Annotated in this window: 16 protein-coding genes; 7 read left to right on the forward strand and 9 right to left on the reverse strand. The window is 63.6% G+C overall.

Annotation, left to right across the window (positions count from 1 at the left end):
* Window positions 1-125: 125 nt before the first annotated feature.
* The gene (locus GYH35_RS31895) at window positions 126-1,247 is read right to left on the reverse strand and encodes a GGDEF domain-containing protein (protein ID WP_161815587.1); all 1,122 of its coding nucleotides are present in this window, start codon (window positions 1,245-1,247) and stop codon (window positions 126-128) included.
* 28 nt (window positions 1,248-1,275) lie between these two features.
* Window positions 1,276-2,379, reverse strand: coding sequence for a prephenate dehydrogenase/arogenate dehydrogenase family protein (locus tag GYH35_RS31900; RefSeq protein WP_161815588.1), 1,104 nt, complete (start codon window positions 2,377-2,379; stop codon window positions 1,276-1,278).
* 133 nt (window positions 2,380-2,512) lie between these two features.
* On the opposite strand from GYH35_RS31900, the gene pdxH reads away from it, so the two are divergent.
* Window positions 2,513-3,175, forward strand: a complete 663-nt coding sequence (gene pdxH / locus GYH35_RS31905) for a pyridoxamine 5'-phosphate oxidase (protein WP_161815589.1) — start codon at window positions 2,513-2,515, stop codon at window positions 3,173-3,175.
* A 116-nt stretch (window positions 3,176-3,291) separates the two neighbouring features.
* On the opposite strand, the gene GYH35_RS31910 is transcribed toward pdxH, so the two are convergent.
* The 5 genes from GYH35_RS31910 to petA are packed head-to-tail and all read right to left on the reverse strand — an operon-like array spanning window position 3,292 to window position 7,044.
* Window positions 3,292-3,711 (reverse strand): ClpXP protease specificity-enhancing factor, encoded by a 420-nt coding sequence (locus GYH35_RS31910; protein ID WP_129644085.1) that lies wholly within the window; start codon window positions 3,709-3,711, stop codon window positions 3,292-3,294.
* Window positions 3,712-3,728: 17 nt separating this feature from the next.
* On the reverse strand, window positions 3,729-4,328 hold the full coding sequence (locus GYH35_RS31915; protein ID WP_116810385.1) for a glutathione S-transferase N-terminal domain-containing protein: 600 nt from the start codon (window positions 4,326-4,328) through the stop codon (window positions 3,729-3,731).
* 58 nt (window positions 4,329-4,386) lie between these two features.
* Window positions 4,387-5,184: a cytochrome c1 gene (locus GYH35_RS31920; RefSeq protein WP_235936894.1), complete on the reverse strand. Its 798-nt coding sequence runs from the start codon at window positions 5,182-5,184 to the stop codon at window positions 4,387-4,389.
* A complete protein-coding gene (locus tag GYH35_RS31925) occupies window positions 5,174-6,424 on the reverse strand; it encodes a cytochrome b (RefSeq protein WP_235936895.1) in 1,251 nt (416 codons plus the stop codon). Before GYH35_RS31925 ends, GYH35_RS31920 begins: the two co-directional genes overlap by 11 nt.
* The gene (petA, locus tag GYH35_RS31930; RefSeq protein WP_161815590.1) at window positions 6,424-7,044 is read right to left on the reverse strand and encodes a ubiquinol-cytochrome c reductase iron-sulfur subunit; all 621 of its coding nucleotides are present in this window, start codon (window positions 7,042-7,044) and stop codon (window positions 6,424-6,426) included. Before petA ends, GYH35_RS31925 begins: the two co-directional genes overlap by 1 nt.
* A 138-nt stretch (window positions 7,045-7,182) precedes the next feature.
* On the opposite strand from petA, the gene GYH35_RS31935 reads away from it, so the two are divergent.
* Window positions 7,183-8,376, forward strand: a complete 1,194-nt coding sequence (locus GYH35_RS31935) for a S1C family serine protease (RefSeq protein ID WP_161830491.1) — start codon at window positions 7,183-7,185, stop codon at window positions 8,374-8,376.
* Window positions 8,377-8,433: 57 nt separating this feature from the next.
* On the opposite strand, the gene murA is transcribed toward GYH35_RS31935, so the two are convergent.
* Window positions 8,434-9,690: a UDP-N-acetylglucosamine 1-carboxyvinyltransferase gene (murA, locus tag GYH35_RS31940; protein WP_161815592.1), complete on the reverse strand. Its 1,257-nt coding sequence runs from the start codon at window positions 9,688-9,690 to the stop codon at window positions 8,434-8,436.
* A 4-nt stretch (window positions 9,691-9,694) separates the two neighbouring features.
* The gene (locus GYH35_RS31945; protein ID WP_161815593.1) at window positions 9,695-9,940 is read right to left on the reverse strand and encodes a BolA family protein; all 246 of its coding nucleotides are present in this window, start codon (window positions 9,938-9,940) and stop codon (window positions 9,695-9,697) included.
* A gap of 158 nt (window positions 9,941-10,098) precedes the next feature.
* Here GYH35_RS31945 and GYH35_RS31950 point away from each other — a divergent pair, with 158 nt between their 5' ends.
* The 5 genes from GYH35_RS31950 to lptB are packed head-to-tail and all read left to right on the forward strand — an operon-like array spanning window position 10,099 to window position 13,634.
* Window positions 10,099-11,097 carry a KpsF/GutQ family sugar-phosphate isomerase gene (locus tag GYH35_RS31950; protein ID WP_161815594.1) on the forward strand — a complete coding sequence of 333 codons (999 nt, stop codon included), beginning with the start codon at window positions 10,099-10,101 and terminating at the stop codon, window positions 11,095-11,097.
* A 3-nt stretch (window positions 11,098-11,100) separates the two neighbouring features.
* Window positions 11,101-11,619, forward strand: coding sequence for a KdsC family phosphatase (locus GYH35_RS31955; RefSeq protein ID WP_161815595.1), 519 nt, complete (start codon window positions 11,101-11,103; stop codon window positions 11,617-11,619).
* Window positions 11,616-12,188 (forward strand): LPS export ABC transporter periplasmic protein LptC, encoded by a 573-nt coding sequence (gene lptC, locus GYH35_RS31960; protein ID WP_161815596.1) that lies wholly within the window; start codon window positions 11,616-11,618, stop codon window positions 12,186-12,188. Before GYH35_RS31955 ends, lptC begins: the two co-directional genes overlap by 4 nt.
* The gene (locus tag GYH35_RS31965; RefSeq protein ID WP_161815597.1) at window positions 12,157-12,912 is read left to right on the forward strand and encodes an LptA/OstA family protein; all 756 of its coding nucleotides are present in this window, start codon (window positions 12,157-12,159) and stop codon (window positions 12,910-12,912) included. The genes lptC and GYH35_RS31965 overlap by 32 nt, the downstream gene beginning before the upstream one ends.
* A complete protein-coding gene (gene lptB / locus GYH35_RS31970; protein WP_161815598.1) occupies window positions 12,909-13,634 on the forward strand; it encodes an LPS export ABC transporter ATP-binding protein in 726 nt (241 codons plus the stop codon). Before GYH35_RS31965 ends, lptB begins: the two co-directional genes overlap by 4 nt.
* Window positions 13,635-13,669: the final 35 nt, after the last annotated feature.

The following is a 13,669-nucleotide window of genomic DNA, read 5'->3' on the forward strand; positions in this document are numbered from 1 at the left end:
ACCCGCGGAACCTCGGCTGACCAATCAATGCGAATGACTCGCATTTAATCACGTTTTGCCGAGGTCTGTCAGACGAAGCCGCAAGACCCACTCCATCCCGTGGACGGGAGGGGGAACTGGATGTCTCAACCGCAGGGTTTGTCCGGCATCTCGCCGGACGCCAGCGCTGCCCGATTCCGGCCGGCCTGCTTCGCGCGATAGAGCGCAGCGTCCGCGTCGGCCAGCAGCCGCTCGGCGGCGGCCTTGAGATCGGCTTCGTCGCGCGCGACCGTGATCCACGCGACGCCGATGGACACGGTCATATTCAATTGGACCCCGGACGGCAGAGTCAGCGGCGTATCGCACACCGTTGCACGGATGCGCTCGGCCAGGCATGCCGCCTGTTTCGGCGCAATGGCCGGGGCCAGCACCACGAACTCGTCGCCACCGAAGCGGGCCGCAGCATCGCTGCCGCGGATGTGCGCATCGACTCGTTGAGCCGCCTCGCGCAACGCCATGTCGCCGGCAAGGTGTCCGTGCTGATCGTTGATCTGCTTGAACCGATCCAGGTCGATGACCAGGCACGTGAGGCTCGTCCCCTGGCGCTGCGCGCGCGCCAGTTCTTCTTTGAGCCGCGCATTGAGATAGCGGCGGTTGTGCCAGCCAGTGAGGAAGTCAGTCAAACCACTGCGCACCAGGCGTGCGCGGTTGATCGTGTTCTCGATCGCGAACGAGGCGATCACGCCCAGGTGCGCGAGGAAGTCGGTCGCCAGATGCCGCGAGAAACGTTTCTCGTCGATGCTGCCGAAGTTGAGACTGCCGAGCAGCCGATCCTGCCGGCGCAGCGGAATCAACGCGGCGCTCTTCAATCCGGTGACATTGGGGAACACCAACTGATGATCGCAGCCCATGTACGGGCCGAGCCACGGCCGATGAAACGAATTGAACTGCGGCGCCATGCCCGCCAGGGCGTCCGTGAACAACACCTGCGGAAAGTCTTCCAGCTTGACGTTGTCGGCGATCAGCAGATGGCGGATTTCGTGCTGGGGATCCAGCAACAGCAAGGTCACCGATTCGAGCGCGTACGAGGCTTTCAGACCTTTGCAGATAGCGTCGAACAGCTGCGACATGTTCTCGGCCTTGAGCAGTTCGAGCTCGCGCTCCTGGCTCCGGCGCAGCAGCTTTTCATTGTTCGCAGCCTCGTCCATGAGCGCGGCAATGCGCCCGCGCAATTCGCGGATCTCGCCTTGGAGATCCCGGGCCGACATTTATGCAAACCTCCCCGCGACAGACCAACTAATCATTACGGACCCGGCCCGCGAGATATTCGCGACCCTGCTGCATCATCGCCGTGAACTGCGGCGCGTCGCCGGTCGACACCGACTGCCACAGCTTTTCAACGGCACCACGCAATGCCTGCAGCGATTCGCGGCCGTAGTCGTTCAGATGCTGAATCTCGAAATACAGGTCGGGGCTTTCGGCAGCCACCCGCGTGGCCACATCGACCTGCGCGTCATAAGTCGTGCTGGACAGTTGCGCCAGGCGCGGAGCGGCTTCACCGCTCTCGGCGAGCGCGGTGAAGAACGCAATGTTCAATGCATGCGACAGACCCAGCACGTAGGCAATCAATCGGTCGTGTTCGTCGAGCCCCATGACTACCTGTTTGGCCATGGTCGAGCCAAACAGTTCCTGCGCGGCCTGCACCGCTTCCCGGTTGCCCATGTCTATGAAGATGACGTGACGGCCCGACAGCAGCTCGGTGTCCGGACCGAACATGGGATGCACGGACGTGACTTTCACGCCGGCGCTCTGCAATGCATCGATGCCCTGTCGCAGCGGTGTCTTGAGCGAGCCGATGTCGAAGACGATGCCGCGCGGCTTGCGCCCGGCCAGTTCCTGCAACACCACGTTCGCTATCTTGAGCGGAGTGGCAACCACGATCAGATCGTAATCGAGCGAGCTTTCGCGCCAATCCGCGATGTACGCATATGCAGCGTTGTCCGGGCGGCGCGCCGGATCGGCTACCGTGACCGTATATCCCTGCGAGGCCATGAAATCGCTGAACCAGCGTCCCATCTTGCCGGTGCCGCCGATGATCAGCGCGGTCTTGCCGTCGCCCCGGCCACCGGCAGCAACGCGGATGCGTTCCTGTGTGGTCAGCGAGCCACGGATCAACAACCGCATCACCTGCTCCGCCAGCACCGGAGAAACGCCCAGGGAATCCGCGGTGGCGCGGGCCTGCATCAACACCTCGCGCTCGCGGGTGTAATCGCGCGTAGCCTTGCCTTCGGCGCGTTTGGCCTCGGCCACTTCACGGCTGAGCCGTTGGCGTTCGGCGACAAGCGCGAGCACCTGCCGGTCCAGCTCGGACAGGCGTTCGCGAATTTCTTGCAGATTCATGGGAATTTCAGCCCGGACATGGCGGATTGCTGACGCCTTTTACCAACCCCCGTGCGCGGGCCGCAAGTTGACGCCTCATAAAAACAGGCCGGTGCACTGGCATAATTGCTTCATCGTTTATTCAAGTACCGCCATGGCCGCCGACGAACTGCTTCCCGAGCCTCTGCCCGCCGATCCCCTGCCCATGTTTGCCACGTGGTTCAGCGATGCGCGGGCCCGCAACGTACAGCCCAACCCGGACGCCATGGTGGTCGCGACCGTCGGCGAAAACAGCGCGCCGTCGGCTCGAGTGGTCCTGTGCAAGCGACTGGTCCCGGACCAGGGCTTCATCGTGTTCTTCACGAACTACGATTCGCGCAAGGGTCGGGAGTTGGCCGAGCATCCGCGCGCGGCGGCGGTGTTCCATTGGGACACGATCCATCGGCAAGTGCGCCTGGAAGGGCCCATCGTGTTCTCGCCGGCGCCCGAGAGCGACCAGTATTTCGCCAGCCGCGCGCTGGAAAGCCGGGTCGGCGCGTGGGCCAGCGTTCAGAGTGAACCGCTCGCTTCGCGCGCGGCGCTGGTCGAGCAAGTTCAGTCAGTGAGAGAGCGGCTCGGCTTGTTGCAGGCGACCGAAGGCAATGTGCCGCGCCCCCCGCATTGGGGCGGCGTTCGATTGTGGATCGATACGATCGAGCTGTGGGCGGAAGGCGCCGGCCGAATTCACGATCGCGCGCGCTGGCAGCGCACGCTGACCAAGAAGGACGAGTTCACGTTCAGCGGCGGTCCGTGGACCGGAACGCGGCTGAATCCCTGAACCGCGCTCTCGTCGCGCCGTTCCGGGCCGGCGACGCCGCTAAATCCCGGCGCGCGCGTTTTTGCGGCGAGTCTTCCGGGCCGGCGGCAAGCGCCAAAACAAACAACGCTGCTGCGTTACTTGACGACCTTCAAAGTCGGCTTGGCGCGCTTGGGCTCCGGACTGCCTGACGGCGCTTCCGTCGGCGCAGTCGGTGGCGCGGGTGGCGGTGCATCCGCCTCCGAGAAAATCATTCCCTGCCCCGTCTCTCGCGCATAAATACCGAGCACGGCGGCAATCGGCACCATCACATCATGCGTGACTGCGCCGAACCGCGCGCGGAAACGAACCACGTCATTTCCCAAGCTGAGATTGCTGGTCGCGCTGTTGCTCACGTTCAGGATGATCTTGCCGCCCTGAACATACTGGCGCGGCACTTCCACGCCTTGTAACGAAGCATCGACGACTATGTGAGGGGTCTGATCGCTGTCGCTGATCCATTCGTGCATGGCACGCAGCAAATAAGGACGGCGCGATCGAACTGGAGCATCTGCCATTGAGTACCGCCGCGGTTTTAAGCGCGCATTTCCTGCTCGGCGCGCGACAGGCTGTGCCTGAACGCGGGCCGGGAGAACAATAAGTTGGCGTACTTGGTAATCGGTTGAGCCTGCGCTGGCAAGTCGATTTCCCAATACAACAGGCGCCACAGGATGGGAGCAATGGTGGCATCCACCAGCGAGAACTCATCCGACAGGAAGTACGGCTTGGCCTTGAACACGTCGGTGCTGGCCAGGATGCTGTCGCGGAGGATCTTGCGCGCCTTCAGACCGTTCTTGCGATCCGAGGGATCGTCGATCTGCTGGGCGAGGCTGTACCAGTCCCGCTCGATCCTATACAGCGCCAGCCGGAACTGCGCGCGCGCCACCGGATCCACGGGCATCAGCGGCGGGTGTGGGAAGCGCTCGTCCAGGTACTCGATGATGACCCGGGAGTCGTAGAGCACCAGGTCACGGTCCACCAGAGTGGGGACCGTGTGGTACGGGTTGAGGTCGAGCAGGTCCTCGGGCAGGTTGCCGCCCTGCACGTCGATGGTCTCGACGTGGATGCTCTTCTCAGCCAGGACGATCCTGGTGCGATGGCTCCAGGGATCGTCGGCGCGTGAGAAGAGCGTCATCACGGTAGTACGCTCCAGACAGTTCTGAACGGGCGCGCGGCAGCTCCCACGAGCGGGGCTACTTCACGTCCTTCCAGAATTCCTTCTTCAGGAAGTAAGCGAACAAGAAGAAGACTATCAGGAATGCCAGCACGCGCATGCCCAAATTGCGCCGTTCGAGCTGCATCGGCTCGGCGATATAGTCCAGAAAATTGACCGTGTCGCGGACGAATTGGTCGTACTCCTGCGGCGAGAGGCTGCCTTGCTTCGCCAGTTCGAATTCCTTGAACTTCTTATGGACCGTGTTGTGCTCCGCATCGCTCTCGCCATCATAGACCGCGCGCTGCAAGCCTTGTAGCTCCCACAGCACATGAGGCATGGCGGTACCCGGCAGGATCAGGTTATTCGTGCCAGTCGGCCGGCTCGGGTCGAGGTAGAACGACTTCAGGAACGAGTAGATGTAATCGGCGCCGCGGCTGCGTGCAATGAGGGACAGGTCCGGCGGCGTGGTGCCGAACCAGTGGCTCGCGTCCTCGGGCTTCATGCCGATCTTGATCGTGTCGTGAATCCGCTCACCCACGAACATCAGGTTGTCAGTCACCTGCTTTTCACTCAGCTCCAGGTCTTCCGCCAGGCGGCTGTACCGGACGTACTTGGCCGAATGGCAACCGCTGCAGTAATTCACGAAGTTGCGCGCGCCGCGCTGTAGCGAGGCGACGTTGGCAACGTCGTTGCGCGCCAGTTGCAGGGCCGAGTTGTGGCCCTCCGCCGCTGCGCCGACCGCGGACCATGCCAGAGCGGACAGGCCCACCACACCCAGAACCAGTTTATGGAAACTCTTCTTCATCATGGCTTCGGCTAGATGCTCAGTGGGCATGGTAAGTCACGCGTTCCGGCACAGGCTTGGTCTGGTCGATCCTCGTGTACCAGGGCATGAGCAGGAAGAACGCGAAGTAGATGACCCCGAAGAAGCGGGCCGCCAGGGTGTACGTCGGCGTGGCCGGCATCAGGCCGAGGTAGCCGAGCGCAATGAAGCTCACTGCGAACGCACCGAGGAAGCTGCGGAACAGCCAGCCGCGGTAGCGGATCGACTTGACCTTCGAACGGTCCAGCCACGGCAGGAACACGAACAACACCACGGCTGCGCCCATCAGCGCGACACCCATCAGCTTGTTCGGCACCGCGCGCAAGATCGCGTAGAACGGCGTGAAGTACCACACCGGCGCGATGTGCTCCGGCGTCTGCAGCGGGTTGGCCGGATCGAAGTTGGCGTGCTCCAGGAAGTAGCCGCCCATTTCCGGCGCGAAGAACAGCACCAGCGCGAACACCATGGCGAACACGATGAAGCCCACCAGGTCCTTCACGGTGTAGTACGGATGGAACGGAATGCCGTCCACCGGATGGCCGTCCGGGCCCTTCAGCTTCTTGATCTCGATGCCGTCCGGATTGTTCGAACCCACTTCGTGCAGGGCGAAGATGTGCGCGATCACCAGGAACACCAGCGCCAGCGGCAACGCGATGACGTGCAGCGCGAAGAAGCGGTTCAGCGTGATGTCGGAGATGTAGTAGTCGCCGCGGATCCACTCGACCAGCGACTCACCGATGCCGGGAATCGCGCCGAACAGCGACACGATCACCTGCGCGCCCCAGTAGGACATGTTGCCCCAGGGCAGCAGGTAGCCGAAGAACGCCTCGGCCATCAGGCACAGATAAATCAGCATGCCGAAAATCCACACCAGCTCGCGCGGATTCTTGTACGAGCCGTACATGAGGCCGCGGAACATGTGCAGATAGACGACGATGAAGAACGCCGACGCGCCGGTGGAGTGCATGTAGCGGATCAGCCAGCCCCACTCCACGTCGCGCATGATGTACTCGACCGACGCGAACGCGTCCGCGGCCGAGGGCTTGTAGTTCATCGTCAGGAAGATGCCGGTGACGATCTGCAGTACCAGCACGACCAGCGCGAGCGAGCCGAAGTAGTACCAGAAGTTGAAGTTCTTCGGCGCGTAGTACTCGCTGGCGTGCTCCTTCATGAAGCGCGTCATCGGGAAGCGCGCATCGATCCAGTCGACCAGCTGCGCCATGCGCCCTTTTTCTTGCATCGTGGCGCTCATCAGGCGACCTCCGCGTCGACGCCGATCTGCACCACGCCGTCAGTGACGAAGCGGTACGGCGGCACTTTGAGATTGGTGGGCGCGGGCACGTCCTTGAAGACGCGGCCGGCCAGATCGAACTTCGAGCCGTGGCACGGGCAGTAGAAGCCGCCGGGCCAGTCTGCGCCGAGCTCGGCGTCCGCGGGATTGAAGCGGCCCAGCGGCGCGCAACCCAGGTGCGTGCACACGCCGACGAGCACGAGATACTCGGGCTTGAGCGCGCGCGTGTCGTTCTTCGCGTACTTGGGCTGCTCGGACTGCTCCGATTTCGGGTCGCGCAGGCGATCCGCCAGGGCGGGATCTTCGAGCTGCTTCATCATTTCCGGCGAGCGGCGCACGATGAAGATGGCCTGGCCGCGCCAGTTCACCTTGACCATGGAGCCCGACTCGAGCTTGCTGATGTCCTGCTCCACCGGCGCGCCCAGCGCCTGCGCGCGCGCGCTCGGCTTCCAGGACGCCAGGAAAGGTACGGCGGTCAGCGCGGCACCGGCTATACCGGTGACCGTGGTCGCGACCAGCAGGAAATGGCGGCGGCCGCCATCAACCCCCTCTTCATTAGACTTGCCAACTTCTGACGTCATCCACTCTTTCTCCGCGAGGCATCTGTCGCACGCGCAACCCCACCGAGCCCTTGAAGCCCAGCTGAGGTTTCAAACGTTCAAGGAATTCCGCATTATACACATATCGCCCACGTGCATTGTCTCAGGGCGCTACGAAGCGTGACCGGTCCCCCCGGTACTCCTACTCGAGCCGTCACCGTGCCCAGCGTGCCGCAGACCCTGTTATTCCTGCTGAAATGGACCTTGGTGGGCCTTGCCATTGCGGCCGTGCTGCTGCTGGTAAGGCCGGCGCAGCCAGGCCCTTCCGCCGCGCCCGCCACGCAGGAATCCCCTGCTGCGCCGGTGGCTTTCACCCCGCGCGAAGGCGAAGCGCGCAGGTCTTTTGCCGATGCAGTCAGCCGCGCCGGCCCGGCCGTAGTTAACATTTACACAGCCCGCGTAGTCGCGAACGCCCCCAACGCCACCAACGGCAACCCGCTGTTGCGACAGAATCCGGCCCGGCTCCGACAACGGGTCGAAGGCAGCCTCGGCTCGGGGGTGATCCTCGATTCCGACGGTCACCTGGTCACCAACGAGCACGTGATTCATGGCGCGGACCAGATCCGCGTACAGCTCGCGGACGGTCGCGTGGCCACTCCTACGATCGTCGGCACTGATCCGGACACCGATCTCGCGGTCTTGCGCGTGGATTTGGAGAACCCGCCGGTGATGCCGATGGGCCGGTCTAACGTGCTGCGCGCGGGCGATGTGGTGCTCGCGATCGGTAATCCGTTCGGGCTGAGTCAGACCGTCACGCAAGGCATCGTCAGCGCCACGGGCCGTGGTCGCCTGGGCGTCACCGATTTCGAGGATTTCATTCAGACCGACGCCGCCATCAATTTCGGTAATTCCGGCGGCGCGCTGATCAATGCCGATGGCGAGCTGATCGGCATCAACACCGCGGTGCTGGCGCAAACGCTGGGTACTGACGGCATCAGCTTCGCGATTCCCGTGAACATGGTCCGCGGCGTGATGGATCAGATCATCGCGCACGGCCGGGTGCGTCGTGGCTGGCTCGGTGTGTCTTCGGAAGAATTGCCAAGAGCCGCCGCCGCGGCGCTCGACATCGATCCGCCCGTGGCCTTGCGCATCAGTTCAGTGGACCCGCAGGGACCGGCCGCGAAGGTCGGTATCCGTGTGGACGATCTGGTGACGCATTTGAATGGTCAGCAGATCGTGAACGCTCAGGAAGCGTTGAACCGCGTGGCCGCCATGTCTCCGGGCTCCACGCTGGAAATCCGCGGCCGCCGCGGGCGCGGCGAACTGACGGTCGCGGCAACCTTGGAAGAACGTCCGCCTCGCGGCTCGCGCTAGCGCGCGGCCGCTACCCTTCCGGGCACGCGCAAGGGGGAAAAGAAAACTGCTGCTACGTTAAGCGACGCGCTTGATCTGCGCGCCGATCTGCTCGAGCTTTTCTTCGATGCGCTCGTAACCGCGGTCGATGTGATAGATGCGGTGAATTTCCGTCGAGCCCTGCGCGACCAGTGCCGCCAGCACCAAGCTCGCCGACGCGCGCAAATCCGTAGCCATGACGGGCGCCGCCGTGAGGCGCGGCACGCCGCGAATGATCGCAGTGTTGCCTTCGATGCGAATGTCAGCGCCGAGGCGCCGCATCTCCAACATGTGCATGAAGCGGTTCTCGAAGATCGTCTCCGTCACCGCCGCCACACCTTCCCCGACCGTATTCAACGCCGCGAACTGCGCCTGCATATCCGTCGGGAACGCGGGATAGGGCGCGGTACGAAGATCGACGGACTTCGGCCGCTGACCGCGCATGTCCAGGTCGATCCAGGTATCGCCGATCTCGATCTGCGCACCCGCTTCACGAAGCTTCAGCAGCACCGCGTCGAGATGATCCGGTCGCGTGCCTTTGATCTTTACGTGCCCACCGGTGATGGCGCCGGCGACCAGATAGGTGCCCGTCTCGATGCGATCCGGCAGCACGTCGTAACTCGCGCCCGTCAATCGCTCGACACCTTGTACGGTAATTACATCCGTACCCGCCCCGCTGATCTTCGCGCCCATCGCACTTAGGAAGTTTGCGAGATCGACCACTTCAGGCTCGCGCGCGGCGTTCTCGATGACGGTCTGCCCTTCCGCCAACGTCGCGGCCATCAGCAGGTTTTCCGTGCCCGTGACCGTCACGGTCTCGCACACGATGCGCGCGCCTCTGAGGCGATTGGCCTTGGCGCGGATATAACCATTTTCGATTTGAATGTCCGCGCCCATCGCGCGCAGACCATCGACGTGAATGTTCACCGGCCGTGCGCCGATGGCGCAGCCGCCGGGTAACGACACATCCGCCTGGCCGAAGCGGGCCAGCAGCGGACCGAGCACGACGATCGAGGCGCGCATCGTGCGCACCAGCTCATAGGGAGCGACGAATGCATTGGCCGTGGACGCATCGACCTCGACCCGCATGCGATCGTCGATGGTCACGCTCACGCCCATGCGACCGAGCAGCTCGATCATGGTCGTGACGTCCTGCAGATGCGGCACATTGCCTACCGATACCGGCCCTTCCGCCAGCAGCGTCGCGGCCAGAATGGGCAGCGCGGCGTTCTTCGCGCCGGAGATGCGCACCTCACCTTCGAGCGGCGTGCCGCCCTGAATCAGCAGCTTGTCCATGGAATTACTTTTGTTGCTGATTAATCTGTTCGGAGGGCGCGAATGCCTGGATGCTGAGCGCGTGGATCTCACGGCCCATCAGCTGTCCGAGCGTCGCGTACACCAGCTGATGACGCTGGATCATGCGACGGCCCTCGAACTGCGGGGCCACGATCACCGCTTCGAAGTGAGTGTCGTCATCGGATGCGACGCGCACCTGCGCGCCCGGCAGTCCGGTCTGGATCAGCGCTTGGACTTCGGCGGCATTCATCGATGCTGGGCACCTGAAATTTTCAAAGGGCGGCCATCTTATCCGATCCGCGCCCCCGTCCGCCGCGTGGATTTACGGCTGCCGGCGACATGTAGTCGTGACAGGAAATGGCCGCGCGGCGCGATCAGGGCAGTATCGCCGGGTGATACTATTCACGGATGCGATCTTTACCGACGTCCACACAGCTCGATTCCGAACAGTTGCTCTCGCGCGGCCGCCGCGTGCTGGCTACGGAAGTCGCTGCGGTGCAAGCGCTGGAAGCCCGCCTGGATGGCGATTTCGTCGCGGCCTGCCAGCTGCTGCATGACTGCCGCGGCCGGGTCGTCGTCACCGGCATGGGCAAATCCGGCCACATCGGCAACAAGATTGCCGCCACCCTGGCGAGCACCGGCACGCCCTCATTTTTCCTGCATCCGGCCGAGGCCAGTCATGGCGACATGGGCATGATCACGCACGATGACGTGGTCGTCGCCATCTCCAATTCGGGCGAGACGGCGGAGTTGCTCACCATTCTCCCGGGCATCAAGCGACTGGGCGTGCCGTTGATCGCCATGACCGGCAAAGCTCAATCGACGCTCGCCAAGGCAGCCGCGGCCGTGCTCGATGTCAGCGTTCCCGAGGAAGCCTGTCCTCACAATCTCGCGCCGACCGCGAGCACCACTGCGACGCTCGCGATGGGCGACGCCCTGGCGGTCGCGGTGCTGGAAGCGCGCGGCTTCAGCGAGCAGGATTTCGCGCGCTCGCATCCGGGCGGGAGTCTCGGACGAAGGTTGCTTTTGCATGTCGAAGACGTCATGCGTACGGGAGATCAGCTGCCCGCGGTGAGTCCGGATACCTCGCTCAAGGAGGGGTTACTGGAAATCAGCCGCAAGGGCCTCGGCATGACCGCGGTGGTTGACGGCCAAAGGCGCGTGCTGGGCATCTATACCGATGGCGACCTGCGCCGCGCGCTGGACCATCCGATCGATATCAACGCCGTGCGCATGCGTGATGTGATGACCGCGAACCCCAAGACGATCCCACCGAAAGTCCTGGCCGCGGAAGCCGTGCACCTCATGGAAAAACATCGCATCACCCAATTGCTGGTCACCGACGCAGGCAATGTGCTGGTCGGCGCGTTGAACGTTCATGATCTGTTCCGCGCCGGGGTGATGTAATCCATGGACACCCTGGTGGAACGCGCCAACGACGTGCGTCTGTTGGTGCTGGACGTGGATGGAGTGCTCACCGACGGACGGCTGTATTTCACGGCCCGCGGCGAGACCATGAAGTGTTTTCATGTGCGCGATGGCGCGGGCATCAAGCAAGTGCTCAATGCCGGGCTGCAGGTCGCGGTGATTTCGGGACGCCAGTCGAAGGCGGTGGACAAGCGCATGAGCGAGCTCGGCGTGACCTGGATCCGTCAGGGCGTGCACGACAAGCTCGCAGCGCTGCGCGAGTTGCTGGAGATGCTGAACCTCACACCACAAGCCGTGGCGAGCGTCGGCGACGACACGCCGGATCTGTCGCTGTTCGAAGCGTCGCGGCTGGCGGTCGCCGTCGCGGACGCGCATTCGAGCGTGAAGTCGCGCGCGCATTTCATTACTCAGGCTCCCGGTGGCCAGGGCGCGGTGCGTGAGGTGTGCGATCTATTGCTGGAAACCCGGCAGATCGGCGTCAACCGGCAGGTGCACGGATGAACTGGCGCTGGGTGTCATTGGCCGCCGCGCTCGCCGCCATCGTGATCGGCTACGGCGCGTTCGTGGACAATGGCGATGTGCCCACGGCGAACCACGAGCTGCCGGAGCAGCCGGGTTATTACTTGAAGGACGCGGTGATCCTGCGCACGCGCGAAGACGGCTCGCCCGGGATCGAGCTGATCGCCCGGCGCATCGATCAGCGCTTGAGCCGCCCGGCGCGCGGCGAAGCGATTACGATGGAGTCGGTGCGCGTAAATTATTTCGGCAAGGAAGACTGGCAATGGGCGCTGACCGCCAATAGCGGTCTGGTGCCGCCGAACTCGCGGGTCGTGCAATTGGAGGGCGACGTGGAGCTGCGCTCGCTGGAAGGCAATGCGAACGCGTACCTGCGCACCAACGAGTTGGCGATCGATACCGAAAAGAACATTGCATATAGCACCCGCTCGCCGGTGCAAATGCGCTTCGGCCAGCACACGATGACCGTGAAGAGCCTGCGCGCCGATTTGACCAGCGAGAAACTGCGGCTGGAGACAGTGAATGGAAGATTCGACCCGCAACCTCAGCGGTAAGCGCGCAACCAGCGCGCTCGGAGCCGCGTTGTTGCTAACTGCAACCGTGGTCAGCGGCGCCGCGAAGCTGCCTGAGCTGGGCGGCGACTTCACCTTTAGCGCCGATGTGGTCAGCACCGACTTTCGTAACGATACAGTCGATCTTTCCGGCAATGTGCGCGCGGCACAGGGGCCCATGTCCATCGAATCGCAGACGGCAAAGGCGCGCGACTTCCGCGCCCCCAACAGCCGATGGACCTTCGAGCAGGCCGTGCGCATCCGTAGTGCCGAGGCGGACCTGCAATCCAATCTCGCCACCGCCGCGTTCAACAACGGCGAGCTGTCCGATGTGCGCATCGAAGGCACGCCGGCGCGCTTCGAGCAGATCGGGGCCACGAACAACCGTCAGGTGCGCGGCCGGGCGGGCGTGATCGAATACGATATCAACACCGGCATCGTGAAACTCACCAACCAGGTGTGGTTCAGCAACGGCAAGGACGAGTTCCGGGGTGACGTGGTGATCTATAACGTTCGCGACGAGCGCGTGCAGATCAATCCGGGCGGCTCCTCGAACCGGGTGCGCGGCATCATCCGCCCGAATCAGGACAAGTCGCAGACCACCGGCAGCAACCCGGGCGCCGCGGCCATTGTCGAACCGACCTTCAATGAGAACGGCGATGCGCTTGAGCAAGAGCGTCTCGAGCCGAAGTTCGCCACCCAAAACAACCCCGGCGGCGGCGCATGACCCGGCTGCGCGTCGAGGGTCTCGCCAAAAAGTATCGCTCGCGGCAGGTCGTCAAAAGCCTGTCACTGGAAGTATCGAGCGGTGAAGTCGTCGGTCTGCTCGGCCCGAACGGCGCGGGCAAGACCACCGCGTTCTACATGATCGTCGGCCTGGTCCCCACGGACGCGGGCCGCATCCTCATCGACGAGCAGGACATCTCCAAGTTGCCGGTGCATCGGCGCGCGCGTCTCGGCGTGGGGTACCTCCCGCAGGAAGCGTCGGTGTTCCGCAAGCTCTCGGTCGAGGACAACATCCGCGCGATTCTCGAAGTGCGCCCCGAGCTGAGCCGCGACAAGCGCGACGAGATGCTCGAGTCGCTGCTCGACGAGCTGCATATCGGCCACATCCGCAACAGCGTCGGCCAGAGCCTGTCGGGCGGTGAGCGCCGGCGCGTGGAGATCGCACGTGCGCTAGCCGCGGAGCCCGAGTTCATGCTGCTGGACGAGCCGTTCGCGGGCGTCGATCCGATCTCGGTGCTGGACATCCAGCGCATCATCCGGCACCTCAGCGCACGCAACATCGGTGTCTTGATTACCGATCATAACGTGCGGGAAACCTTAGGAATTTGCGGCCGTGCCTACATTGTCAGCGGAGGCAGCGTGATCGCCGAGGGGACTGCGGAAGAGATCCTTGCAAATCAGCAGGTCCGTGAGGTGTACTTGGGTCAGGATTTCCGGCTTTAGGCATCCTGCTTGCAGGAGCGCCCGCCCGCCGGCCC

The organism is Steroidobacter agaridevorans (genome assembly GCF_009932555.1).
Classification (GTDB): Bacteria; Pseudomonadota; Gammaproteobacteria; order Steroidobacterales; family Steroidobacteraceae; genus Steroidobacter; species Steroidobacter agaridevorans.